Origin of the sequence: Streptomyces oceani (assembly GCF_001751245.1) — a bacterium.
GTDB lineage: Bacteria > Actinomycetota > Actinomycetes > Streptomycetales > Streptomycetaceae > Streptomyces > Streptomyces oceani.
On the sequence record NZ_LJGU01000127.1, the window covers coordinates 122,930 to 147,430 of the forward strand.

Genomic DNA, 24,501 nt, shown 5'->3' on the forward strand with positions numbered 1-24,501 from the left:
GTCCTCTCGCGTGGCGGGTCTGCGGGGCGCGGTCGCGTGACGGCACGCCCGTCAGGGGCTGACGGTGGTGGCCGGTGGTTCGTACCGGTCGAAGACCGCGGGAATCTCATCGCCCAGGTAGCGGAAGAACTGCTCCATGTTGACCAGGCGGCGACGTCGCTCCTCGGAGGCGTCGGCGAGGGCTTCGAGCCCGTACCGCATTACGGAGTGAAAGGACGGCAGCGCGAGCATGGCCTGCTGAACGGTCTGGGGCCAGACCTCGGCGTTCATGGCCAGCGAGTACTCACCGTCCGGCAGTTCCGTGCGCTCCAGCACTCCCGGGGGCACCAGGAGCTTGTCGATATGGTCGACGGCCTCGCGGCTGACTCCGAGCACCTCGCACAGCCGGCTGGCGGGCTGTTCGACCGGATCGCTGATCATCAGCCATCCGATGAGGAAGCCGTGCTCCCACGCCATCCTGTCGGTGTCCCGGTAGTGCTCCGCGACGCGGTTCACGTAGTCCCGCTCGTCTTTGGTGAGCCCAGGAGTCGCCGGCTTGTCATCGCTGAGTGCTGGCATGTAACGCCCCTTCACGGTATCCGGTGGACGAATCGTCGGTGGACGAGTCGCGTCTGAGCCTCGCGCGCGCGGCTCACTCGGACACCAGGGTTCACCCCCAGCATTCACCGCCTGTGACCCCCGGGAACGGGCCCCGGGATCGCGGGTACGTGCCGACAGCGGACCGTGCGCCTGGTCAGCGAACCCGCCCGGGTGGCGAGCCGGGGTCTCATTCCCAGCCGTCGAGAGCCTCCTGGACGGTGGAGACGATCCCGGCGTCCAGCGTCGTGGCCACGTCGATGTCCGTGGTGCGGCCGAGTCCCACGTCGCGCACCGCCGCGCTCATCCGGAACGCCACTCCGTGGACGTACCGGATGTCGCTCCGGAAGGACCACTCGGAGCCGGTCGCGGGCGTCCCGTCCGGCCGGTGGACCCGCACGGGTTCCCCTTCCGGCCCGAAGCCGAACGCGTCGAACGGGAACCGCTGACCCTGGCCGATGGCCTTGGTGTACGACTCCTTCAGAGTCCACAGCCGCAGCAGCCCCGAGGCGCGTTCACGCGGTGGCAGCGCGTCGAGGTCCCCGCGTTCCCGCACCGTGCAGACACGCCTCTCCAACCCGGCCGCGCGGAGTCGCCGGTCCGCCGGTTCGGCGTCGACACCGATCAGCCCACGTGTGGTCAGCCCCACGAGCAGCAGGTCCGCGGTGTGACTGAGGCTGATGTCGATCTGGTCGCAGCCCCGCACCGCGGGACGCCCGGTCGGCCCGCGGGTGAGTTCTATCTCGGCTACGTCGGTGCACAGCGCCACGGCCACCGCGTGCCCGAGCAGCAGGTGGGAAGCGGCACGGCGCTCGCGTGCCGCGGCGTGTGCCAGCTGGCGTCGGCCGGTCCGGCCGCCACCGACGGCCGTCGACAGGGTCTCGTTGTCCGCCGCCTGTGGACGCCAGTCGGGGAGCCGCCCGTGGACGAGCACGCTGCCGTGCGCGTGCAGGGTCTCGCGCGCCTCGATCCACTCGTCCCGTCCATCGGCCGTCACCGCGATCGACGCGCCCAGCCCGGCGACGCCGTACGAACGCCGCCTCACCGGGGGTGGCCCGTCAACCTGGCGCCGTACAGGTCGTAGTGACGCCCGTCGGCGAACCGGGCCAGCACCTCCTGGTGCACGCGGGAGGAGCACTCACGCGGCAGTTCCACGTCCCCAACCCCGAGCAGCCTGCCGATGCGGTGCAGCGCGGCCGTGGGCCACGCGGGATCAGCGAGGAACGCGTCGTCACCGCCATGCTGCTGTCGCCAGACACCGAGGACGGCGGCGGCGGCGAGTACCAGCGCGTAGCGCTCGGCCAGGGCGAACCACCGCGCACCGACGGGCTCCCCCGGAACGGACGACGGTAGCCCTAGCACACCGTCACGCAGAGCGGACAGCTCAACGATCATCCGATCGGTCAGGGTCCGCAGGGTCCGCGGCACCGGACCACGGCCGGGCAGGGCGACGGCCACGGCCAACAGCGTGGCACTGAGACTCTCCCCACCGCTGGCCACAGCGAGTTCACCGAAGTGGAAGGGCGGCATCCGGGCGCCCGGTACGAACAGTTCCGCGGGCGCCTCGTCCCGCGTGAACCAGGAATCCCGGGCGAGCCGCTTCAGCTGCGGAATGATCGTCGCCTGGCACGCGGCGGTGTCGGCGTGTCCCAAGCTGAGCAGTGACAGATCCCCGAGACGCTTCCGGAACACCACCGCCGTGCCGTCAACGGCGTGGAACCCCGCCCCCAGGATCGTCGCCATGTCGTACATCGTCCGCGGGAGAATCCTCGGCAGCAGCGACTTGACCGCGGCCGAGTGGATACCGGCCTCCGTGGGCGCCAGTTGCAGCGCCCGGGTGGCCACCAGCGCCAGGCTGTCGTAGACCAGCAGGTCAACGAAGGCTCCGGCGAGCGTGCTGGCCACGTACCGCTGCTCCGGCCGGGTCGTTCCGACATCTCCGGCCCGGTGCGTGCCACCGGCGAGGACGGTGGCGTGTAACGAGGCGTCCACCGTCGGGACCGCGAGTGAGGCGGTGAGAGCCCGGCTGATGTGCCAGGACCGCAACGCGGTGGCCATGCCGCCGCCCGGAGGGCCGAGAAGCGCGCCAGGCGGCGCCGGACACGCGTCGAACCGTGCCCCGGCGTGGAAGTACGCGCGCGGGCCCGACGGTCCGACGGTGGACGGGGCGGTGACCCGGTACCGGTCGGCGGGCAGCCGGCGTGGGTCGAGAAGCAGCGCTGACTGGGCCGCGTCGTCCTGACGTTCGCCAGTACGGCAGAAGAGGACGAGGCCGTCCGCCCGTCGCAGATTGTCGACCACGGGCTTGTTTCCGGTGACGAACAGGTCTCCGACGCCCCGGCCCACGCTGAGTGAACCACGAAGAACGTCGTTGGTGTGCGCCGTCTCGTGGTGGGCGACGGACACCCTCGACCCGTCCAACAGCAGCCGGCCCAGCCAGGACCGCTGCTCGGCACTACCGCTGAGCCATACCCCGGAGGCGGCCAGGAAACTGCTCAGCCCGTAGCCCATCCCGAGGGCCGCGTCCCGGCGGAACACCGGTCGCAGCACACGCACCAGTGCCTCGGGGGAGTCGAACCGCCCACCCAGTTCGCGGGGTACGAACTCCGCGCCCATGCCGGCCTGGTCGAGGAGCGCCTCCGCCTCGGCCGGCACCACGCCGGCCCGGTCCGCGGCCAGCAGCGCCGGGTGGCCGGCCGGGTTGCCCGGCGCGGTCGGATCACCGAGCAACGCCTCGACCAGATCGGCCCGCGACCGCGCGGGGGCGTGCCGAGCGCCCGACACGGCGCGGTGCGTCGCGTGTGACCGCGGCACCCGGTCCGGAGGACTCACCGGAGGCACGCGTCAGGACGTGGGCTGCGCTCGTACACCACACGGGCCGACCAGGGCACGCGGCAGTTCCGAGCGGCGGGCGATGCCGAGCTTCGCGTACACCTGCCCCAGATGCCATTCGACCGTCTTCACCGTCACGAACAGTGTCTGTGAGATCTCCTTGTTGCTGAGGCCCGTGGCCGCCTTCCGCGCGACCCGCTCCTCCGCGGGCGTCAGCGGCACTCGCGGCCCGTCGCCGACCTTCGCCAGCCGCGTCCCGGCGAGCCGCAGCTCGGAGCGTGCGGTGTCCTCGATATCCGCGGCACCGATGCCGTGCGCCAACTCCAGCCCCGTGGTGAGGCGTTGCCGGGCCTCGGTCCTGCTGCCGGCGCGGCGCAGCGCCGCGCCGAGTTCGACGAGCGTACGCGCTCGCTCCAGGGTGTCCGGGACGTCGGTCAGCAACTGCTCGGCCTCCTCAAGCTTGGCGATCGCCGCCGTTCCGTTCAGCAGGGCCGCGAGTGTACGCAGCGCCGCCGCGATCGGCCTGGCGGCCCCGAAGTCACGGCACCGAGCGACCTCCTCGACGGCCAGGGTACGGGCGACACGCACACCCCGGGTGGCGGCCAGGCCACGAGCGGCCTCCGCGAAGTACTCGCAGGTGGCGGACGGATACAGCCAGTTCTCCGCGAGGGCCAGCTCTCGGCAGTCGAGCAGCTCGCGCAGCCCCTCGTCGAAGCGTTCCATGCGAATCCGGAGGCGTCCGCGTGCCAGCCGCAGGGGGACGAACTGCGCGGCGTCCGAGAGCTGGCGCGCGAAGCCGGTCACCGCCAACAGCTCATCCGCCTCCTCCTGACGGCCGGTGTCGATCAGGCAGTGCACCGCGACGGCGGCGGCCAACGGGGCCGCGGCGACCGCCAGGGACCTGTCGCCGTGGTGCCGCAGCACAGCGCCGGCGGCTTCCTCCGCCTCGGCGAGCCGTCCGGTGTCGAGGAGCACCCGGGCGTGCAGACTCTTGGCCGTGGCCGCCGCCAGGAGGTGCCCGGAGTACGAGGCGGCCGTCATGACGTCGGTGAGGACACGTTCGGCGGCGGGAAGGTCGTCACACTGGGCCAGGGTCCACGCTCCGACGGACACCGGGGGCAGCTCGGTGTCCCGCGGTGGCAGCCGTGCGCCGCTCGCGACCGCGGAGGAGGCCAACCGGGCGACGCGTACGGCGGGCCGGCCACGGTTCCAGGCTTCGATCGCGGAGTGCGCCCGAAGCGCCTCGCCCGAAACCTCCCGTACGGTCATGGAGCACCGGTGCTCCCGTCCCGGGGTCATGCGGAGCAACACCCGCGCGGCGGCCCGCGAGTGGCCCGGTACCGGCTGGGTCTCGTCGTCGCCCCCCTTACCGCCGCGGGACCCGGTTCCCAGATACGCCTGGACGACGTCCGCGGCCTCGCACTGGCGTCCGGAGGCCGCGAGGGCCACCGCGAGATCGGTGCGCACCGCGTGCGAGATCGCCGCCCCCCGGAACCGGTGCGACGCCTCCGTCAGATGGTCGACCGCCTCCGGCTCCCGCGCCTGCAACTCCACCAAGCCCAGTTCCGCCAGTGCCGACACCCGCAGGGGCTCCGGAGGTTCCGCCTTCGGCACACACCGCAGATAGCGCGCGGCGTCGGTGGGGGTTCCTCCCCTGACCGCCGCCCGGGCCGCGGAGCACAGCACCTCCGCGGCCCACGACGGCGCGCCCGAGTCCGTCCGGCACAGGTGCTCGGCGACTGTCGCGTCGTCAGCCCCGGCGGCGCGCAGCGCGAGCGCCGCCCGTTGGTGCGCCGCCGCCCGTTCCCGCGGCACCATGTCGGCGTACACCACGTGGCGCGTGACCGAGCTGACGAAGGAACAGGGCACGCCCGGCTTCAGAATGTGCGCGTCCCGAAGTCTCTCGATCTCGTCGTTGATCTCGTCCTCGGGGATGTCGGCGACCAGGGCGCAGTGCCGTGGGTCGGCGTGGTTCTCCAGCACGGCGACGGCGTTGGCGAGCGCGAGGGCTCCCTCGGACAGTCCGCTGAACTGCCGGCGGATGTCCCATGCCAGTCGGGTCGGCGTCAGTAGGGGGAGACACGGCACGGCCGACTCGACCGGTTCGACACCGCGAGCCGCCATCTCCTCCACCAGTTCCGTGAGATGCAGCGGATCGCCCTCGGTGAGCGTCATGCAGGCGTCCACGACGGCCTCGTGCGGCGCGCGGTCCAGCCGCTCGGTCATGATCTCCCGGACGGCCATCGCGCTCAGCGGAGAGAGCCGGGTGACGGTGGCCGAGGGTGCGGCGGAGACGGCGGTGATCAGGTCCTGGGTCACGCACGGCTGTGACGGCACGGGCGTGCTCGCCAACACGACCAGGACCGGTTCGCCCTCCAGCCGGTTGGCCAGGTAACTGACAAAGTGCACGGAGAACGGGTCCGCCCACTGGACATCATCGATGACGAGCATCAGCGGCCGGTCCGAGGCGAGATTTCTGCACAACCAGTATAAGCCGTGTACCGAAGAATACAGCGAGTTCTCACCACTACCCTCAAGCTGCCCTTGCGGACTGTCCTGGTCGTAGTCGAACAATGTGCCGATCAATGTCGCCGGACCGGAAAGCGCCGCCCCTCCGTCATCCTTCCCGGCGGCCACCGAAACAAGCGAGCACTCGAAGAGCTGACGTACCACGACCCAGGAGAAGTTCTGCTCGAACCTACTGCCCCGTGCGTGCAACACCCGGAACTCCCGGGACTCCGCCTCGTCGCGTGCGTACCGCAGCACACTGCTCTTTCCCAGGCCCCGTCCCCCCTCCAGGATGAGGACCCCGCCGTCTCCGCTGCTCGCCCGACCCAACGCGGAACGCAGCAGGTCGATCTCTTTCTCCCGCTCCAACAACCGATGATTCCGTTTCATGAGCAACTCCCCCTTGCGCAAAGAACAAAAACTGGCTGGCTTCGCGGTGCGGTAATCAGCGGGAAAAACCCGAGGAATACAACATGATCAAGAATGAGATATAGCAGAACAGAGAGGTGATCACGCCCAATAATACCCCGTGTCGTGTCACCCGGAGCGACAGCGCCCCAGGAAGGTTGCGCATAGTGCTTCACTTAAAGTGGCCATCAGCTGCTGGCTCTCGGCAAGTGACGACATTGAACCCCGCCCACTCGTGCCAGGCAAGGGACCCGACACGTTTCAAAGCCTGAGCATTCTCGTCGGAGGCTTCCGAGCGGTATCAGCCCGAGAAATCCGTCATGAGTACTTTGGACGCTCTATCCACGGAATGTCACCTGATGGCACCGCACGGCGCCATGTCGGCGCGGGGATCCGCGACTCCCCGCGCCGAGAGCCGTGCGGTGGCTGGTCGGGCGCGGAGCCGCGGGACAAGGCCGGCCCAAGAGTCGCTTAAGCCGTACCCGCGAGGGTGATCACGCCGCGGGTCACCTCGGACAGGTCCGGCGATGGGTCCGTTCGTACGGTTGGTGGCCGGAGAGGGGAGAGCACATGCGCGTCCTGTTCGTCACGTTCCCATGGCGGACCCATTTCCAGCTCAACGTGACGATGGCGTGGGCGTTGCACACCGCGGGCCACGAGGTACGGTGCGCGAGCGGCCCGGAGCTGACCGACGTCATCACCGGCTCGGGGCTGACGGCGGTGCCGGTCGGCTCGGACGAGACGGTGCAGGAGAAGCTCGCCCGGGCGCAGAAGGAGGGCCGGCTCCCCACTCCGGAACAGCTTCAGGAAATGGCCCCCATCGACATGGCCGAGGAACGCCCGGAGATGCTCACCTGGGAGCGTCTCACATTCCTCTCCGGAATCGTGGCGGGAAACGGAAGAATTCTGAACGACTCGATGGTCGACGACCTGGTCGACTACTGTCGGTGGTGGAAGCCGGACCTGGTGGTCTGGGAGGCATCGAGTTACGCGGGATCGCTCGCGGCCACCGCGGCGGGGGTACCACACGCGCGGATGCCGTTGGCTCTCGACGCGGACGCCCTGATGCGCCGTAACTTCCTGCGGCTGCGGGCCCAGCAGAACCCGGCGGACCAGGAGGATCCGGTTCGGGACTGGCTCACGGAGTGGGCCGAGAAGTACGGCTTCCCCTTCTCCGAGGAGTTGGTGACCGGGCAGTTCTCGATCGATCAGATGCCGGAGTCGATGCTGGTGGAACGCGAGGTGCCACACGTCGGGTTCCGCTACGTACCGTACAACGGCCGTGCCGTCGTGCCCGGTTGGATCCGCGCTGAACCGCCGGCTCCCCGTGTGCTGGCCACGTTCGGAGTGAGCATGCAGGACATGCCGGAGTTGCAGGCCCTCTCCGTCGAGCAACTGCAGGAGACCCTGGACCTGTGCGCCGACCTCGAGATGGAACTCGTCCTGACTCTTCCGAACGACATCCGCAACGAGCTCGAGAGAATCCCCGAGAACACGACGGTCGTGGAATTCGTCCCGCTGAGCGTGATCATCCCGTCGTGTTCGGCCGTCATTCACCACGGAGGAGTTCCGGCCTTTTCCGGGGCACTGACACATGGCATTCCCCAACTCATGATCAGTCGCATCGCCCCGGACGCCGCCCCGCGTGGGCGGGCACTTGAGGAAGCCCGGGCGGGACTCTGGCTGCCGCCCGAGGAGACAACCGCGGCGGATATCCGGGAAAAGCTCGTGCAACTGCTGGAGGATCCGTCGTTCCGATCGGGAGCGGAGCGGCTCCAGCGGGAAATGCTGGCCCAGCCGTCACCCAACGACGCGGTACGCGAGGTGGAGCGGCTTGCGGCCACCCGCGGTTCCCACTGACGCGACGTGCGCTGACATCAGGAGAGTTGCGGGTCACGGCCCGTGACGGAGACCGGGGAGGAGGCGGGGAACGTCCAGTGGTCCTCATCGTCGGCGGTCAGAATCGCCCGGTGCATGTCCCGGAGGGCACGGCCTGGCTCCAGTCCCAGCTCGTCGTGGATCGTACGGCGGGCTCGCTGGTAGACACGCAGGGCATCCCCACGACAGTCGCTGCGGTGGAGCGCCAGCATGAGCTGACGGTGAAACGTCTCACGCAGTGGGTTCTCCATGCTCAGCAGATAGAGGTCGCTGATGAGTTCGCGGTGCAGCCCCAGTTCCATACGCGAGTCCATCAGCATCTCCATACACTCCAGACGCGTCTCGCTCAGCCACGTCTGGAATCCCTGAAGAATCGGCCCGGGCGGCGTGTCCTCCAGGAGTGCTCCCCGGCACAGGGCCAGGGCCTGCTCCAGGCTCTGCGTCGCCGACGCGTAATCGCGCTTCGAGATGCCGTGTCTTCCCGCTTTCACAAGACGCTCGAACTCGTGCAGGTCGAGTTGCCCGGACTCCAGGGTCAGCATGTAGCCCGGTGGCCTGGTGAGAACCGGGCCCGGGGTTCCTCCGGGACGCTTGAGCATTTTCCTGATCTGGGAGATGTACACGTGCAGGCCCGCCGTATCCCGCTGCGGAGGCTCCTCCCCCCAGATTTCCCGGATCAGCTGCCCGTTCGTGACAATCTGGTCGGAACGTATGAGCAACACAGCTAGCAGCATCTCCACCTTGGGTGCCGAAACGGTCGTTGTGCTGTCACCGTCGACGACCCGCAGTGGGCCCACTATCTCGTATCGCACGCTGTACACCCCCGCTACCTGGAAAGGCGATGACCGGATCGCATGATCCCGCCGGTGGCCGAGACGGCTCAAGAGGAGGAAGCACCGGTATGAGCGGCGGCGCCCTGCCCGGGGTGATGCTGGGGTGCCCACCGGTGCACCGGACGTCCGGAGTTGCCGATACTGAGCCGCATCTTCCATCGACAGCCGAGTCGGTCCGACAGCGATGCCGGAGGCCGTTGACGGAGAGGGGGCTTCTTCTCCACCTGACCGGCCGGGTGGTTCGCGAAGCCGTCCGTACCCCTACTTTCCTTACGGATTCCACCGGGAGGACCTGTGCCTGACGACAGCAGCGCCGAGCTGAAGCTCGCGGACATCCTGTTCGCCCCCGACCGCGAGAAGGCCTTCGCCGGGTTGCTGGACGGCCCACCGGTCCGCCGGGCGAAGTACCTCGACGGCACCGACATCTGGCTGGTCACCCGGTACCAGGAGATTCGCACGGTGCTGACCGACGAGCGCTTCAGCAACGACGCCACCAAGCAGTCGTCGACGGACCTCGCGAGCAACATCGGACTGCCCGAGGACGTGGCGCCCTACTTCACCCACACCCTCGGCACGTACGACCCACCCGGCCACACACGACTGCGCCGGCACGTCGCGCGCGAGTTCAACGCACGCCGCGTGCGGGAACTCCGCCCGCGAATCAAGGAGTTCACCGACGAGCTGCTGACCGCGATGGCCGACCGGGAACAGGCCGACCTGCTTGAGGCACTGGCCCGCCCGTTGCCCCTGAACGTCATCTGCGAACTGCTCGGGGCTCCAGCCAGCGACCGGCAGCAGCTGCATGACGCGTTGTCAGGCATGACCAGCGGCGACCTGGAGAAGATCGGCGCGGCGGCCCGCACCCTGGCCGGCTACTTCCAGGGACTCGTCGAGGAGAAGCGGAAGAGTCCGGGGTCGGACCTGCTCTCCGGGCTCACCGCCGCGCACGACCAGGACGATGGCCGGCTCAGCAACGAGGAACTGATCTCGATGTCGCTGAGTCTGCTCTTCGGCGGACGCGACACGACGTTCAGCCTCATCGGCAACGGGGCCATGCTGTTGCTGACACACCCCGAGCAGCTTCGCTGGGTGCGGGAGGACCCGGATCGAATGTCGCACGCGGTGGAGGAGCTGCTGCGTCTCGGCGGCCCGGCGGACATCGCCGTTCTGCGCTACCCCCTGGAGGAGGTGGAGTTGGGCGGCGAGACGATCAGCCCGGGCGAGCCGGTGCAGGTCGTCTACGCTTCGGGAAACCGCGACCCGGAGCAGTTCGAGGACCCACACCAGCTCGACGTCCGTCGAGATGACAGGTCACACCTGTCCTTCGGCCACGGGGTGCACCACTGTGTCGGTGCCGCGCTGGGCCGAGCCGAAGGTGAGATCGCGCTGCGCACTCTGTTCACGCGCTTCCCCGACCTCACCCTGGCGGTCAGTCCCGAGGAAGCGGTGTACCAGCCGGGCATGACACGCGCGCTGGCGACACTTCCGGTCAGGCCCGGCCGGTCCGTCGAGCCGGCCCCCTTCGAATAGGTCGCGTCGTTCGGATCTTCGGGGAACAGGGAGCCCCCAGACGCCCGAACCTCGGCGGACGGCCACCACGCGCTGTCGCGGGCGGGGGCTCTCGTTTCGTGGCCTCGTTGCTGCCACAAGCCCGCGCGACAACGGGCCAGGCGCCCGACCGTACGCGGTGGTGATCGCGTCGCCCGCGCTTAGAACGGCTTTAGCCCGCCCGGCGACACTTCCCGCTGGAGTGTGAGCAACCGACCGCGGCTGGTGGAGAGGATGCCATGACAGGAAGATTCCAGGTCAGTCGGCAGTGGGAACGCATCGGTGAGTTCTGGGTCACGGAGGAGGCCTCCGCTGACCTGACGGACTTCAAGTCGGACCGGAGGAACTACAAGATATCCCTCTGGGATCCGAACACCAACGGAGTTCGGTATCTGAAGGCCCTGCTCTACGACCGCGCCACGCGGCTGGGTCCGGAGGAGTGGGAGAAGGTTCGTCGCATCAGGAACCGTGAGGTCGGGAACCCGAACACGGTGCGCGTCGACGGCCAGTCCGTGTGCATGGACTACCTCCAGGCGGTGCTCGAACTCGGCTTCATCGAGAAGGAGGTCGACCTGACGGGCGGCAACGTGGTGGAGATCGGAGCGGGTTACGGACGCACCTGCCACGCCATGCTGTCCAATCACGACCTGTCCTCCTACTGGATCGTCGACCTCCGGAACACTCTGCTGCTCAGCCGGCGGTATCTGCGGGAGGTGCTGGACGACGGGCAGTTCGCGAAGGTGCGGTTCGTCGAGAACGACAGCATCGACACCGCGCTAGGGTCCGAACGTTTCGACCTGGCCGTCAACGTGCACTCCTTCACCGAGATGACCCCGGCCACCGTTCAGGACTATCTCGACCTGATCGACAGCCGGTGTGCCGCCTTCTTCGTGAAGAACCCGGTCGGAAAGCACATGGACAAGACCATGGATGGCCACCCGGAGGGTGAGGAGGCGGTGCGGATGGCACTGGAGACCGGCCCGCTGCGGCAGGTTCTCGACATCCATGACAGCGAGGCGGTGCGGGCGGCGGTCCCCGAATTCGTCTCCGCGTACCGGCCCGGGGACGACTGGACATGCGTCGCTGACGGGCAGGGCGTGCCGTGGAGTTACTTCTGGCAGGCGCTCTACAAGAAGGACGGCGGCGCCCTCTGACCCGTGCTGAGCCGTGCCTGAACAGTCCGTGCCTCGCACGCGCCCGTCCGTCGGGCGGGACCTTCCTCTGGGGAGCAAGGGATGGCCCAACCTCAAGTGTCCGCGCACTACGGGGAACATCTGCCGGCGACCGGCCAGCGGGTGGTCGTCCTGGGCGGCTCGGGCTTTCTGGGACGGCACATCTGCGCGGCGTTCGCCGCGTCAGGTGCCGCCGTGGTGGTGCGGGTCTCGCGCCACGCACGGGATGTCCCGTGGACCAGCGGCTGTCGGGCCGTGCGGCTGGCCCCCGGTGAGGACGTGTCGGCCCAGTTGGCCCGGCTGTGCGTCGACGAGAGAGCGACGGTACTGGTGAACGCCGCGGGCGCGGTCTGGGACAGTACCCATGAGCACATGACCGCGCTCAACGCCGAGTTGGCCGCGAGGGTCGCGGAGGACGTGGCCAGACTGCCGTCGCCGCCACGGTTCGTCCACCTCGGAACCGCCTACGAGTACGGCCCGTCGCACGCCGGCGACGTGATTGACGAGGAATGGCCGCCGAAGCCGGACACGGTCTACGGCCGCACCAAACTGCTCGGGTCACGGGCGGTCGTACGGGCGGCGCGGGAGCGCGGTCTCCATGGGACGGTGCTGCGGGTCTCCGTGGCCTGCGGTCCCGGTTCCCCTCCCAGCAGTCTTCCCGGGATCGTCGCCAGACACCTGGTGTCCGGCGACGAGGAACTGCGGCTCACGCCCCTACGCGCCCACCGTGACCTGGTCGATGTCCGGGATGTCGGGGAGGCCGTCGTCGCGGCGGCACTGGCGCCGCGATCCGAGGTCGCCGGGCGTGTCATCAATATCGGTGGTGGTCGGGCCGTCCCGGTGCGTCACCTCGTCGACCTGATGCTCTCGTACGGCGACCGCCCCACCCGGGTCGTGGAGGAGCGGTCCGCCCACAGCACCCGCTCGGACGCGTCGTGGCAGCGGTTGGACATCTCGCGAGCGCGGCGGTTGTTGGGCTGGTCGCCGCGCCGCCCCCTCGGGGAGTCGGTGCGCGACCTGCTCGCGGCCGTGGGGGTACCGGACGTAGGCCCTCACGTGAGCGAGTCGGCGGAACGGAAGGCGCAATGGTCAACAGAGGGGCCCAGATGAGCGATCTGACCACGGACATCCTCGACGGTGTCCGCAAGTACCACCAGGACCGCCAGGAACAACGGGAGTTCGTTCCCGGTACCACCGAGATCTGGCCGTCCGGTGCCGTGCTGACCGAAGAGGACCGGACCGCTCTGGTGGAGGCGGCCCTGGAGATGCGGATCGCCTCGGGAGGGATCTCGCGCAGGTTCGAGTCGGCCTTCGCGCGCAGGATGAGGCGTCGGAAGGCTCACCTGACCAACTCGGGGTCCTCCGCGAACCTCCTCGCTGTCTCGGCGCTCACGTCACACCTCCTCGGGGACCGGCAGCTCCGGCCCGGTGACGAGGTGATCACGGTGGCGGCGGGATTCCCGACCACGGTCAACCCGATCCTGCAGAACGGTCTGGTACCCGTCTTCGTGGACGTCGAGCTGCGGACGTACAACACCACGGTGGAACGCGTCGCGGAGGCCATCGGGCCGCGCACCCGGGCGATCGTCATGGCGCACACGCTGGGCAACCCCTTCGAGGCGGCGGAGATCGCCCGACTCGCCGAGGAGCGGGAGTTGCTGTTGGTCGAGGACACCTGTGACGCGGTGGACTCCACCTACGACGGGCAGCGTGTCGGGTCGTTCGGCGACCTGTGCACGGTCAGCTTCTACCCCGCCCACCACCTCACCATGGGCGAGGGCGGTTGCGTGCTGACCTCGAACCTCGTACTGGCCCGGATCGTGGAGTCACTGCGGGACTGGGGTCGGGACTGCTGGTGTGAGCCGGGGGAGAGCGACACCTGCCGCAAGCGGTTCGGCTACCAGATGGGCACGCTGCCGGCCGGCTACGATCACAAGTACATCTTCTCCCACGTGGGATACAACCTGAAGTCGACCGACCTGCAGGCCGCGCTCGGTCTGAGCCAGCTTGACAAGCTCGACGGGTTCAGCTCGGCGCGGCGGCGCAACTGGCGCCGGCTGCGCGAGGGGCTGGCGGACCTGCCGTGGCTGCTGCTGCCCGAGCCGACACCGCGTAGTGACCCCAGCTGGTTCGGGTTCGCCCTCACCGTCGATCCGCAAGCACCGTTCAGCCGGGCACAGTTGGTTTCCTTCCTGGAGGCACGCAAGATCGGCACCAGGAGGCTGTTCGCGGGTAATCTGACCCGGCATCCCGCGTACGCCGACCGGCCCCACCGGGTGTCCGGCGATCTGGTCAACAGCGACCTGGTCACCGAGCACACGTTCTGGGTGGGCGTGTACCCCGGCCTCACCGAGGAGATGATCGACTACGTCGTCGAGTCCATCACGGAGTTCGTGGGGAGCCAGCGGTGACCGGCGTTCGAGAAGCGCCGACCCTGATCCGGGCCCGAAAGGACGTCGACATCACCGGACGCCTCGCGAGGTCGGCGGCGACCTTCCGGGGCCCGGCGGGGGAGGTGGCCGAGGTTCGGGCCTGGCTGGAGCGGCGACGCGAGGCGGTCCCGTTCACCGTGGAGCGGATCCCGTTCGCCGAGCTGGAAAGCTGGTCGTTCGCCGAGGACACGGGCAATCTGACGCACCGAAGTGGCCGGTTCTTCACCGTGGAGGGGCTGCGGGTCACCGTGGGCGGGCCGCGTTTCGAGCGGTGGTACCAACCCGTCATCCGACAGCCGGAGGTCGGGATTCTCGGCATCCTCGCGAGGGAGTTCGACGGGGTGCTGCACTTCCTGCTACAGGCCAAGACGGAGCCCGGTAATCCGAACAGGCTGCAGCTGTCCCCGACGGTGCAGGCGACCTGCAGCAACTACGGCAAGGTGCACCAGGGTGCGGCCGTCCGGTACCTGGAGCACTTCACGGAACCGGGACGGGGCCGGGTCCTGTCGGACGTGCTTCAGTCCGAACACGGCTCCTGGTTCTACCGCAAACGCAACCGGAACATGATCGTCGAGGTGGCCGAGAAGGTGCCGGTACACGAGGACTTCCGCTGGCTGACCCTGGGCCAGGTAGCCGAGCTTCTGCACGACGACCTGACCGTGAACATGGACGCGCGATCCGTCCTGGCCGCGCTCTCCGGCCGACACGCGGAGCGGGCCCTGCACTCCGACGTCGACGTGCTGTCGTGGCTCGCTCGGACGCGCGCCGCGACCTCCCTGCGCGCCGAGACCGTTCCACTCGCCACAGTGCCCGGCTGGACCCACACGCCGTCCTCGATCCACCACGAACACGGGCGCTACTTCCGGGTCGTGGCGGTCTCCGTCCAGGCGGGCAACCGGGAGGTCGCGCACTGGACACAGCCTCTCTTCGAACCCCGGGACCGGGGAGTCGTCGCGTTCCTGAGCCGTACCTTCGAGGGCGTGCCGCACGTGCTCGTGCGTGCCCGCACCGAGGGCGGCTTCCTCGACACCGCCGAGTTGGGCCCCACGGTCCAGTGCACGCCCGGCAACCACAGCCACCTGCCCGCCGCCGAACGACCCGCCTTCCTCGACGTCGTGACGGACCCGGAACCCTCCCGCGTCCGCTACAGTGCCCTGCACTCCGAGGAGGGCGGTCGCTTCCTGAACGCGCTCAGCCGCTACCTCGTGATCGACGCCGACGAGAGTCAGGCGCCACTGGTGCCGCCGCCGGGATTCCGGTGGGTCTCGTACGGGCAGCTTGACGCCCTCACCCAACACAGCCACTACGTCAGTGTGCAGGCCCGGACACTGTTGGCCGGTCTGCACGCCACACCCGTCGAGGCCGCGCCGAACCACTGGGCCGCCGCGTCATGACCCGACGCACGCGACCCCGACCAGTTGAGCCACCTGGTGGTGGAGGCGGTTTCGCGTGGCCGCGCCGGATCAGACGGTGACCCGGCGGGCCACCCGCTCGACCTCGCTGACCAGCCGTGCCTGCCGCAGGCTCGCGTCGTCGTGGTCGACGGCGGCCCCCGCCCCGCCACGTACGGCGTCGACGAAGCTCCGGACAACGTTCGCGAACTGATCGTCGGCGCGTGTCACGATCTGCTCACGGTGGTCCTGCCGCTCGAACCGCAGCACCGGCTGGTACGTGGTCGGCGGCGTGAAGGCCCGCTCCAGCACGAGCCGGCCGCCGCTGCCGGCGAACTCGCAGCTGGTCCGGTAGGAGTGCTCCATCCCGAAGGCAAGGTCCACCGTCACCCCGCCCGCCGCGCACGCCAGGACACGTCCGGAGATCACGGTCCGCGTGCGCGCCTGAAGACGCAGCACCGCATGAACGACCTCCACGTCCGGCCCGAGGAAGTGCGACGCGGCCCGGATCGGGTAGACCCCGAGGTCCAGCAACGCGCCGCCGCCCACCTCGGGTTGGTATCGGATGTTCTCCTCGGGCAGCGGCGGGATCGTGAAGACGCTGGAGAAGTCACGTAGCTCGCCGATGGCCCCGCTGTCGAGTTCCCGGCGCACCCGGGCATGCTGGGCGTGCTGGGGAAAGGCCATGTTCTCCCTCAGCACCAGCCCCGCCGAGCGGGCCAGCCGCAGGAGTCTTTCGGCGTCCCCCGGGTCGGCGGCCAGCGGCTTCTCCACCAGCACGTGCTTGCCCGCGCACAGCGCCTTCTCGACCCACTCCGTGTGCAGCATGGCGGGCAGCGGAACGTACACCGCGTCGATGTCGGCGGAGCCGAGCAGCGCCTCGTACCCGTGTACGGCGGCACAGCCGAACTCGCGCGCGAACCTCGCCGCCCTCGCCTCGTCCCGGCTGGCCACAGCGGTCAGTTCGAGTCCGGGCTCGGCGGCCAGTACCCGCAGCATGCGGCGCCACGCGATGTCCGCGCAGCCGAGCACGCCGCAGCGCAGCGACGTCGTCAATGCTTCCACGGTACGGTCTCCTCGCGCCATTGGGTTTCCTCGCGCCGCTCGGTCAGCTCGACTTGGGTCATCACGCCGAGAGCGCTCGTTCGACGAGCGGCTCCCACCAGGAGCGGTGACTCCGGTACCAGTCGACCGTCTCCGCGAGTCCGGAGTCGAAGTCGTGCAGGGGACGGTATCCGAGCTCGTTCCTGGCCTTGTCGTCCCGGACCGAGTAGCGCCGGTCGTGACCCCTGCGGTCCGTGACGTGGCGCACTCGACTCCAGTCGGCTCCGAGGCTCGCCAGCAGACGGGCGGTCAGCTCCCGGTTGCTCAGCTCGGTACCGCCACCGATGTTGTAGACGGCGCCGGGGCGGCCCGCGGTGCGTACCAGTTCCACCGCCCGGCAGTGGTCCTCGACATGCAGCCAGTCGCGCCGGTGCGTCCCGTCGCCGTAGAGCGGGACGTCACCGCCGTCGAGCAGACTCGTGACGAAGCGCGGAATGACCTTCTCGGGGAACTGCCGTGGACCGTAGTTGTTGGAACATCGGGTGACCCGGACGTCCAGGCCGTGCGTACGGTGGTAGGAGAGGGCCACGAGGTCGGACGCCGCTTTGGAGGCCGCGTAGGGCGAACTGGGGGCGAGCGGGTCCTCCTCGGTGCTGGACCCGCACTCGACCGAGCCGTAGACCTCGTCGGTGGAGACGTGCACGAAACGCTCCACCCCGTGCCTCAGTGCCGCGTCCAGGAGGACCTGGGTCCCGGTCACGTTGGTGTGGACGAAGGCGCTCGCGGCGCTGACTGAGCGGTCCACGTGGGACTCCGCCGCGAAGTGCACCACCTGGTGGGCGTGTCCCATGAGCCTCGTGACCAGGTCGGAGTCGCAGATGTCGCCACGGACGAAGGTCAGCCGGGGATCACCGAGGTCGAGGTTGTCGCGTGTGGCGGCGTAGGTCAGCTTGTCCAACACCGTGACACGGGACACCCCGGAACGCCGATCGGCGCCGGGCGCGAGGAGCATCCGCACGTACGCGGAACCTATGAACCCGGCGGCGCCCGTGACCAGGATGTTCACATGCTCTCCAGGAAGTCGGTGGGCGGCATGCCCACATCGAACGAACGGGCTCGTTCCATGACGTAGTGACCGTACGGCGAGTTCCCCATCTCGGCGCCGAGCGCGTAGCAGTCGTCCGTACCGATGAAACCCATGTACATGGCTATCTCCTCCACACAGCCGAGGCGTGTGCCCTGGCGGTGCTGTACGTCCCGTACGAAACGACCCGCGTCGAGCAACGTCTCGTGGGTACCGGTGTCGAGCCAGGTGACGCCTCTGCCGAGCCAGACCAGGTCCGCCCGATCCTCTTCCAGGTAGGCGCGCAGCACGTCGGTGATCTCCAACTCGCCCCGGGCGGAGGGGCGCAGCTCCTTCGCGATGTCCGCGACCCCGCCGTCGAAGAAGTACAGGCCGGGTATCGCGAGGTTGGAACGTGGATGCCGCGGCTTCTCCTCGATCGAGACGAGGCCGCCCCGCTTGTCGACCTCGGCGACGCCGAAGTGCTCCGGGTCCGCGACCTGGTGGCCGAAGAGAACACACCCACGCAGCTTCCGCGCGCTGCGGCGGAGCGTGGAGGGCAGGTTCGCGCCGTGAAAGAGATTGTCGCCCAGAATCAGCGCGCACTCCTCGCCGCGTATGTGGTCGGCCCCGACGTTCAGCGCGTCGGCGATTCCTCGCGGCTCCTGTTGAGCGGCGTAGTCGATCCTCAGGCCCAGCTTCTTTCCGTCCCCGAACAGTTCACGGAACAGCGAGAGTTCGGAGGGGCGGCACACGATGAGAATCTCGTCGACGCCCGCCAGCATGAGAACGGAGAGCGGATAGTAGATCATGGGTTTGTCATAGACCGGAACGAGTTGTTTCGATCCCACGAACGTCAGGGGCTGTAGTCGGGTCCCGTTTCCCCCCGCCAGGATGACGCCCTTCATCGATGACGCCCTTCTTCAGGTACGGAGGATGGGGCCGGGGCAGCCACGGGTTCGCCACCCGCGGGTTGTCCCGCCAGTCCGGGAGCGCCCTCCGGCGGATGCCGGGCGGGCACTCGGGGAAACACGTCAGCCACGTCTCCTCCGGTGTTCGGGGGTTTCAGGACCGGTGCACCGAGGCGGCGGTACCGCACCCACGGCGTACGCCAATCCTCGACGAGTTGTCCAAAGCGTCTCTAATGCGGGTCGGAACCGCCGGTCACCGGGGCTCCGTCCGGCCCGGCGGATGGCCCGCGCGCACACGACGCCCCCGCCCCGGCCCGCGGAGACGGGCAGAGGCGGGGGTCTTCGAGCGCGACCGGTTCGGGGGGGACCAGTCGCGCCCGGGCTTTGGTCAATCGGTCAGCTGTTCACGTCTCGCCGGTTGAACCGGATGGTGCCGACGGTCAGGAACACCGCAGAGAGAATCACCAGCGCGGCGATGTGACCCCACTGGAATCCGTACCGCAGCGGCTCGCCACCCATGTAGTAGTACAGCGGGGAGAGGTACTTGATCCACTCGGCGTCGAACTGGGCGTACAGCGAGTTGGCGACGTAGGCGATGACGCCGACCACGGTGGAACCGACCAACACCGCCACCTTGCTGCCGAGAGCGGTACCGATACCGAAGGCCAGCGCCGCGAAGGTGACGGCGAGCAGGAACAGTTGCAGGCACTGGGCGAGAAGCTCCACCGGCGTGACGCTGGTGAGTTCGGCACTGTCGCGGATGGCGAGCAGTGCCAGCCAGACGACAAGGCTGATCCCCAGGGCACCCACCGCCGCGTCCGCGAAACGGTGCAGTACGAGCTTGGTGCGGGTGATGGGGTGAGCGAGCGTCAGGTCCATCTCGCCCGACTCCTCGTCGCTCGCGGTGCTGCGCAGGCCCGCGGTAACTCCGTAGATCATGGCGAGCAGCGGCAGAATGAGACCGAAGACGGTGGCTTGCAGATAGCCGGCGGCTGAGCCGTCGATGTTGAGGGACTCACGCACCCCGGCGGGCATGCTGTCGGTGTTGTTCTTCTGGTCGGGATACGTGCTGGCGTATCCCATTCCGATGACCGCACAGCCGATGGCCCAACCGACGAGACTGCGCCTGCTGTTGTTGAGGGAGTGGATAAAGAGGGCGGAACTCATGACAGGAGTCCTTTCCGGTCCGGTTCGCAGGGCCGCTGAATGGTACGAAGTGGCTCAGGCATCGTGGACCGGAGCGGGACGCGGGGCTTCCTCGGCACCCTCGTAGTAGGAGTGGAACAGGTCGTCCAGGGCGGGCTTGGAGACGTGCAGACCGGTGACGGTGTGATGGGCGATGGCTTTGACCAGGACGTCCGGACGGCCGGAGAACTGCCCGGTGAGTGAGGTGCCCTCGCTGTCGAGGCGCAGCCCGTCGGCGCCCGGCATGTTGGCGAACGCGTCGGAGGGCACGGGGCTCTCGAAGGTGACCTCTATGTCCCGGACGGCGTCCGACCGTAGGTTGGTGACCTTGTCCAGCGCGACCAGGGACCCGTCACGGATGATGGCGACGCGGTCCGCGACGGCCTCCACCTCGCTCATGATGTGGCTGGACATGAAGACCGACTGTCCGTCGGCGGCGGCTTCCGTGATCAGGTCGAGAAACGTCTGCTGGACCAGGGGGTCGAGTCCGGAGGTGGGTTCGTCCAGGATCAGCAGCTCCGGCTTGTGCATGAGGGCCTGGACCAGGCCGACCTTCTGCTTGTTCCCCTTGGAGAGTTTCTTGATCTTCAGCGTCTGGTCGAGGCCCAGTCGCTCGGCCAGCTCGTCGACTCGCTCATTCGGCACCCCGCCCCGCAGCGCGGCGAGAAAGCGCAGGTAGCCGCGGACGGTCTGCCGACCGTCACAGACGAAGTCGCCGGCCAGGTATCCGACCCGACCTCGCACTTCGACCCCGTCCGCCAACGGGTCGCGGCCGAGCACCCTCGCCGAGCCCGAGGTGGGTCGGATCAGGTCCAGCAACAGCCGGATGGTCGTCGTCTTGCCCGCGCCGTTCGGACCCAGGAAGCCGAAGATCTCTCCCGGCTCGACCTGGAAGGAGAGGCCGGACAGGCCACGGCGCGTGCCGTACGTCTTGGTGAGCTCGCTGAGCTCGATAGCCTTCGTCACAACTCTGACTATGACGAGTCTTCAGTGATCTGTAAAGACTCTGAGAGTCGAGAGTCATATCGTTATAGTGAGAAGACCATGGCCGCGCACACTCAGGACGCTTCGCGAGGAAGCACGAAGGAGTCCCGGATGGACCAGGACGCTGAACTCCGAGCCACCGCCGAGAAGCTGGCGCTCTCCCTCGCCGAGGGCGGGATGCAGCGGACGATGGCCCGGGTGATGACCGCCCTGCTCTACACCCAACAGGAGACGATGACCGCGGGGGATCTCTGCGAGCGGCTTCAGATCAGCACCGGAGCGGTATCCGGCGCGATCAAGCAACTCGTACAGGTCGGCATGATCGAACGGGTGCCCGCGCCCGGCAGCCGACGCGACCACTACCAGTTCCGAGGGCACGCCTGGGCGACGATGATGAGCAACCAGAACGCGATCCTGAAGGTTCTGGAGGAGGCCGCCGCGGAAGGTCTCCGGATCGTGGGCAAGGACACTCCGGCCGGGCACCGACTCGACGAGATGCGGGACTTCCACGCCTTCATGCAACGTGAGATGACCTCCCTCTTCACCCGGTGGTGCGAGCAGTACGAGACCCCGGCCACACAGTCGGAGGCGCTGCGCTGACAGCACGGCTCCGCCTCCGTACGCCGGCGGTGCGCCCGCTTCGGGCGATGACCACGGGTCCACAAGCCCCGGGGCGTTGCTGGGGTCTCCCCCGGGGTGACTCCCCGGCACCGGAGAACAGACTGGACCGCTGAAAGTCAGCGGACCCGGCTTGGTCGTGTCGTTTGGATCTTCGGGGAAGAGGGAGGCCCCAGGCAGCGGGGCCGGGTACGTGCGGCTGCGAGGCGGAGGAGCGCGCGGCGGTGCTGTGTGCGACGACGACGCGGCAGCTGTGCGTACCCGGCCCGGGGACCCCGCAGAGATCCGGGCGACACGACCAGCGCCTCGCCCGTCGGAACGCAGACGCAGGAGGGAACTCATGGCTGACCAGTCCGCGACACCGCCGGCGTTCTTCACCGACGGTGGTCCCGCGTTGTACGCGTGGATGCGGAACGCCCGGGACAACACCCCGGTCAAGTTCGACGAGACGTCGCAGTGCTGGAAGGTCTACCGGTACGAGGACGTCCACCACGTGCTCACCGACTGGGAAACCTTCTCCAACGACATGTGCCGTATCGTCCCCGAGCACCACTTCACCAGGGGAAACCTCTCCACCATGGACCCGCCGGTGCACAAGCAGCTGCGTGGCGTGATCAGCCAGGGCTTCACGCCACGCACCCTGGCCCAGTTGGCGCCACGCATCGAGGAGCTGGTCAAGGAGCTGCTGGACGAGGTCGGTGACCGGAACGAGATCGACATCGCGCGGGACCTGTCGTACCAGTTGCCGCTGAACGTCATCTCCGAACTGATCGGCGTCCCGCGGGAGGATCGCGGGATACTCCAGCGCACCGCGGACGCACAGCTCGCGCTGACCTGCGAGAACCCCGCTGACAGCGACTTCGTCGTCCAGGTGCAGAAGGCGATGGAGGAGCTACAGGCGTACATCAAGGACCTGATCTCCGTCCGGCGCGCCGCCCCACGTGACGACCTCATCAGCAAGTTGGTCACCGCGAGGGTCGAGGACCGCGCACTGGACGAGGAGGAGATCGTGAACTTCACGGTCCTCCTCCTACTCGCCGGACACCTGACGACAATGTCACTGCTGGGCAACATGATGCTTACCCTGAGCGAGCACCCGGACCAACTGGCGGAGGTACGCGCCGACCGTTCGCTGGTGCCCAACGCCATCGAGGAGGTCCTGCGCTACCGCACCCCGGTACCCGAGGGCGGTCGGGTGACCAACCGGGACGTCGAACTGGGCGGCACGGTCATCCCGGCCAACAAGATGGTGCTGTGCTCGCTGATCTCCGCCAACCGGGACGAGCGAGAGTTCCCCTCCCCGGACACCTTCGACATCCGGCGTGGCTCCAACCCCCAGCTCGCCTTCACCACCGGCATCCACTACTGCCTCGGCGCCCACCTGGCCCGCCTGGAAGCCAAGATCGCGCTCAACGCCGTCCTGGACCGGTACGCCCAGTTGAATCTCACCGAGATCGCGTGGTACCAGTCGCACTCCCTGTGCAACCCGAAGCACCTGACCTTCGACGTACAGCGCGCATGACGTCGGTCCGCGAGTCCTTCGAACAGTGGATCCTACGCCCCCAGGCCCGCGCCTCGGCACCGCTGCGTCTGATCTGCGTGCCCTACGCGGGCGGCGGATCCGCCGCGTACCACACCTGGGCGCGGGAGTTGGGCGACGCGGTGGAACCATGGCTGCTGCGCCTACCGGGACGGGAGGCACGGCTGCACGAGCCACCACTGGACAACGTGGAGGAGATCGTGCGGCGGGCCGCCGCGGCCTCGGCCACCGAACTGCGGGAGCCGTTCGCGGTGTTCGGTTACAGCGTCGGGGCCTGGATCGCCTTCGAACTCGTACGGGAACTACGCGACAGGTACCACCTGCGAGCCGCGCATCTGGGAGTGGCGGCGCGACCCGCTCCGCAGATCCCCAGGAGCCGTCCCCTCATGCACACGCTCCCGGACGACCAGTTCCTCAACGTCCTGGAGCGCCGCTTCCAGGCGATTCCACCGGTGGTCCGTGACTCCCCCGAGCTGCGGGCCCTCTACCTTCCCGCGCTGCGGGCCGACACAACGGTGCTGGAGACCTATCGACACCGGCCCGGACCGCCCCTGGACTGCCCGATCTCCGTGTTCGGCGGCACGGAGGACTTCGACTGCCCCGAGTCCGACCTGGCGGCCTGGGGCGAACTGACGACGGGAGACCACACGGTGCGGATGCTGCCGGGCGGGCACTTCTTCCTGCACACCAGTCAGTCCCAGCTGCTGGAGGCACTGTCGCTGGACCTGTGCCGCTCCCTGGTGCCCTGAGCGGACACGGCGTACGGCCACGCGGTACGGGGAGCCGGTGGCACGGGAGCGCCACCGGCCCGACCCGCTCTCCCGCGCACGTCGACAACCGGACCGCTTTCTCATCAGTTCGGGCTCGGCACGCCATCCGTCGTCAGGGACACCGTCGTGGTGCCGAGCCGGGGCAGGGGTACCGGCAGGGAACCAGCGTTACCTTGAGCGTTTTCCAACTTCAGTTTGAGCCAGTGAGGTGGAGGGTGAGGACCGCTTGGACAGGCTGGCGATGCGGTGGTGGAGCATCGCAGTTTGCGCACGAGCCGGCGGGTCCACTGGCGGCACTCACGCGCGAGCGTTCGGTCATCGCCGCTTCTCTTGATCAGGCCCTGACCCACTCGGAACGGCAGGCCTTGCTCGTGCCGTTGGCACCACTCTTCAGACAGACCGTCATCTTCACGTTCATGCCATCGGGAAGACCGATCTTCCGTTCTTTGCAGGTTCCAGCGCTGCCTGCCGCATCCACTCGGTTACCGTTCAACCAGCCAACAGCTCGGTAGCCGTCCGCATCGATGTCGCACACCTCGAACCGGTTGGACCCTTCGCTGTACCACGCGCTCCCGCCCGGGTCGCCGTCAGTCGTCCTGATGTACCAAGTCCTGTTCGCCTCCACATCCGCATAGGCGGGGGCCGCCAGAACGCCCGTGCCGGTGAACGCGAGTGCTGCGAGAGCAGGCAGCACTGATGCTCGGATGAGTCGCTTGCGCGTCCTTGCCATGGAGTCTCCAATCCCCCTGGCGAAAAGGGAGGCTTGACAGCCACAAGCCACCAGCGCTTGCCATGACCGAATGGCTGC

Annotated in this window: 20 protein-coding genes; 9 read left to right on the forward strand and 11 right to left on the reverse strand. The window is 68.5% G+C overall.

Annotation, left to right across the window (positions count from 1 at the left end):
* Nucleotides 1–51 precede the first annotated feature (51 nt).
* The 4 genes from AN216_RS14025 to AN216_RS14040 form a co-directional block, all read right to left on the reverse strand.
* Nucleotides 52–558, reverse strand: a complete 507-nt coding sequence (locus AN216_RS14025; RefSeq protein WP_139140922.1) for a hypothetical protein — start codon at nt 556–558, stop codon at nt 52–54.
* Between the two features lie 208 nt (nt 559–766).
* Nucleotides 767–1,621, reverse strand: coding sequence for a 4'-phosphopantetheinyl transferase family protein (locus AN216_RS14030; protein ID WP_244502460.1), 855 nt, complete (start codon nt 1,619–1,621; stop codon nt 767–769).
* Nucleotides 1,618–3,360, reverse strand: coding sequence for an acyl-CoA dehydrogenase family protein (locus AN216_RS14035; protein ID WP_079166576.1), 1,743 nt, complete (start codon nt 3,358–3,360; stop codon nt 1,618–1,620). Before AN216_RS14035 ends, AN216_RS14030 begins: the two co-directional genes overlap by 4 nt.
* A gap of 60 nt (nt 3,361–3,420) precedes the next feature.
* Nucleotides 3,421–6,306 (reverse strand): helix-turn-helix transcriptional regulator, encoded by a 2,886-nt coding sequence (locus AN216_RS14040; protein WP_070197009.1) that lies wholly within the window; start codon nt 6,304–6,306, stop codon nt 3,421–3,423.
* Nucleotides 6,307–6,894: 588 nt separating this feature from the next.
* Between AN216_RS14040 and AN216_RS14045 the strand changes: the two genes are divergently transcribed.
* Entirely contained in the window at nt 6,895–8,184 is a 1,290-nt protein-coding gene (locus AN216_RS14045) for an activator-dependent family glycosyltransferase (protein ID WP_070197010.1), read from the forward strand.
* A 17-nt stretch (nt 8,185–8,201) separates the two neighbouring features.
* Here the strand turns inward: AN216_RS14045 and AN216_RS14050 are convergent, their stop codons facing one another.
* Nucleotides 8,202–9,014 (reverse strand): AfsR/SARP family transcriptional regulator, encoded by an 813-nt coding sequence (locus AN216_RS14050; RefSeq protein ID WP_070197288.1) that lies wholly within the window; start codon nt 9,012–9,014, stop codon nt 8,202–8,204.
* Nucleotides 9,015–9,329: 315 nt separating this feature from the next.
* On the opposite strand from AN216_RS14050, the gene AN216_RS14055 reads away from it, so the two are divergent.
* The 5 genes from AN216_RS14055 (at nt 9,330) to AN216_RS14075 (ending at nt 15,581) form a co-directional block, all read left to right on the forward strand.
* Nucleotides 9,330–10,565 (forward strand): cytochrome P450 family protein, encoded by a 1,236-nt coding sequence (locus AN216_RS14055; RefSeq protein WP_079166577.1) that lies wholly within the window; start codon nt 9,330–9,332, stop codon nt 10,563–10,565.
* Nucleotides 10,566–10,822: 257 nt separating this feature from the next.
* Nucleotides 10,823–11,737 carry a putative sugar O-methyltransferase gene (locus AN216_RS14060; protein WP_070197011.1) on the forward strand — a complete coding sequence of 305 codons (915 nt, stop codon included), beginning with the start codon at nt 10,823–10,825 and terminating at the stop codon, nt 11,735–11,737.
* Nucleotides 11,738–11,818: 81 nt separating this feature from the next.
* Nucleotides 11,819–12,865 (forward strand): NAD-dependent epimerase/dehydratase family protein, encoded by a 1,047-nt coding sequence (locus tag AN216_RS14065; protein ID WP_079166578.1) that lies wholly within the window; start codon nt 11,819–11,821, stop codon nt 12,863–12,865.
* Nucleotides 12,862–14,166 (forward strand): lipopolysaccharide biosynthesis protein RfbH, encoded by a 1,305-nt coding sequence (gene rfbH, locus AN216_RS14070; protein WP_070197013.1) that lies wholly within the window; start codon nt 12,862–12,864, stop codon nt 14,164–14,166. Before AN216_RS14065 ends, rfbH begins: the two co-directional genes overlap by 4 nt.
* Nucleotides 14,163–15,581: an NDP-hexose 2,3-dehydratase family protein gene (locus AN216_RS14075; RefSeq protein WP_070197014.1), complete on the forward strand. Its 1,419-nt coding sequence runs from the start codon at nt 14,163–14,165 to the stop codon at nt 15,579–15,581. Before rfbH ends, AN216_RS14075 begins: the two co-directional genes overlap by 4 nt.
* 69 nt (nt 15,582–15,650) lie before the next feature.
* Here the strand turns inward: AN216_RS14075 and AN216_RS14080 are convergent, their stop codons facing one another.
* The 5 genes from AN216_RS14080 to AN216_RS14100 all read right to left on the reverse strand — a co-directional run bounded on the left by AN216_RS14080 (nt 15,651) and on the right by AN216_RS14100 (nt 20,747).
* Nucleotides 15,651–16,643 carry a Gfo/Idh/MocA family protein gene (locus tag AN216_RS14080; RefSeq protein ID WP_244502461.1) on the reverse strand — a complete coding sequence of 331 codons (993 nt, stop codon included), beginning with the start codon at nt 16,641–16,643 and terminating at the stop codon, nt 15,651–15,653.
* Nucleotides 16,644–16,704: 61 nt separating this feature from the next.
* The gene (rfbB, locus tag AN216_RS14085; protein WP_070197016.1) at nt 16,705–17,688 is read right to left on the reverse strand and encodes a dTDP-glucose 4,6-dehydratase; all 984 of its coding nucleotides are present in this window, start codon (nt 17,686–17,688) and stop codon (nt 16,705–16,707) included.
* Entirely contained in the window at nt 17,685–18,593 is a 909-nt protein-coding gene (gene rfbA, locus AN216_RS14090; RefSeq protein ID WP_070197017.1) for a glucose-1-phosphate thymidylyltransferase RfbA, read from the reverse strand. The genes rfbB and rfbA overlap by 4 nt, the downstream gene beginning before the upstream one ends.
* Nucleotides 18,594–18,992: 399 nt before the next feature.
* Nucleotides 18,993–19,763 (reverse strand): ABC transporter permease subunit, encoded by a 771-nt coding sequence (locus tag AN216_RS14095; RefSeq protein ID WP_070197018.1) that lies wholly within the window; start codon nt 19,761–19,763, stop codon nt 18,993–18,995.
* A 54-nt stretch (nt 19,764–19,817) separates the two neighbouring features.
* On the reverse strand, nt 19,818–20,747 hold the full coding sequence (locus AN216_RS14100) for an ABC transporter ATP-binding protein (RefSeq protein WP_070197019.1): 930 nt from the start codon (nt 20,745–20,747) through the stop codon (nt 19,818–19,820).
* A 129-nt stretch (nt 20,748–20,876) separates the two neighbouring features.
* On the opposite strand from AN216_RS14100, the gene AN216_RS14105 reads away from it, so the two are divergent.
* The 3 genes from AN216_RS14105 to AN216_RS14115 all read left to right on the forward strand — a co-directional run bounded on the left by AN216_RS14105 (nt 20,877) and on the right by AN216_RS14115 (nt 23,672).
* Nucleotides 20,877–21,365: a GbsR/MarR family transcriptional regulator gene (locus AN216_RS14105; protein ID WP_070197020.1), complete on the forward strand. Its 489-nt coding sequence runs from the start codon at nt 20,877–20,879 to the stop codon at nt 21,363–21,365.
* A gap of 358 nt (nt 21,366–21,723) precedes the next feature.
* Nucleotides 21,724–22,905 carry a cytochrome P450 gene (locus tag AN216_RS14110; protein ID WP_070197021.1) on the forward strand — a complete coding sequence of 394 codons (1,182 nt, stop codon included), beginning with the start codon at nt 21,724–21,726 and terminating at the stop codon, nt 22,903–22,905.
* Nucleotides 22,902–23,672 (forward strand): thioesterase II family protein, encoded by a 771-nt coding sequence (locus AN216_RS14115; RefSeq protein ID WP_070197022.1) that lies wholly within the window; start codon nt 22,902–22,904, stop codon nt 23,670–23,672. Before AN216_RS14110 ends, AN216_RS14115 begins: the two co-directional genes overlap by 4 nt.
* 355 nt (nt 23,673–24,027) lie before the next feature.
* Here AN216_RS14115 and AN216_RS28680 read toward each other — a convergent pair whose 3' ends face one another.
* The gene (locus AN216_RS28680; RefSeq protein ID WP_170843122.1) at nt 24,028–24,423 is read right to left on the reverse strand and encodes a hypothetical protein; all 396 of its coding nucleotides are present in this window, start codon (nt 24,421–24,423) and stop codon (nt 24,028–24,030) included.
* Nucleotides 24,424–24,501 lie beyond the last annotated feature (78 nt).

Excerpts from the sequence above, each read along its gene's own strand:
- AN216_RS14025 (WP_139140922.1), bottom strand. The coding sequence starts at position 558 with ATGCCAGCACTCAGCGATGACAAGCCGGCGACTCCTGGGCTCACCAAA.
- AN216_RS14040 (WP_070197009.1), bottom strand. The coding sequence starts at position 6,306 with ATGAAACGGAATCATCGGTTGTTGGAGCGGGAGAAAGAGATCGACCTG.
- AN216_RS14045 (WP_070197010.1), top strand. The coding sequence starts at position 6,895 with ATGCGCGTCCTGTTCGTCACGTTCCCATGGCGGACCCATTTCCAGCTC.
- AN216_RS14060 (WP_070197011.1), top strand. The coding sequence starts at position 10,823 with ATGACAGGAAGATTCCAGGTCAGTCGGCAGTGGGAACGCATCGGTGAG.
- AN216_RS14065 (WP_079166578.1), top strand. The coding sequence starts at position 11,819 with ATGGCCCAACCTCAAGTGTCCGCGCACTACGGGGAACATCTGCCGGCG.
- rfbH (WP_070197013.1), top strand. The coding sequence starts at position 12,862 with ATGAGCGATCTGACCACGGACATCCTCGACGGTGTCCGCAAGTACCAC.
- rfbA (WP_070197017.1), bottom strand. The coding sequence starts at position 18,593 with ATGAAGGGCGTCATCCTGGCGGGGGGAAACGGGACCCGACTACAGCCC.
- AN216_RS14095 (WP_070197018.1), bottom strand. The coding sequence starts at position 19,763 with ATGAGTTCCGCCCTCTTTATCCACTCCCTCAACAACAGCAGGCGCAGT.
- AN216_RS14105 (WP_070197020.1), top strand. The coding sequence starts at position 20,877 with ATGGACCAGGACGCTGAACTCCGAGCCACCGCCGAGAAGCTGGCGCTC.
- AN216_RS14110 (WP_070197021.1), top strand. The coding sequence starts at position 21,724 with ATGGCTGACCAGTCCGCGACACCGCCGGCGTTCTTCACCGACGGTGGT.
- AN216_RS14115 (WP_070197022.1), top strand. The coding sequence starts at position 22,902 with ATGACGTCGGTCCGCGAGTCCTTCGAACAGTGGATCCTACGCCCCCAG.
- AN216_RS28680 (WP_170843122.1), bottom strand. The coding sequence starts at position 24,423 with ATGGCAAGGACGCGCAAGCGACTCATCCGAGCATCAGTGCTGCCTGCT.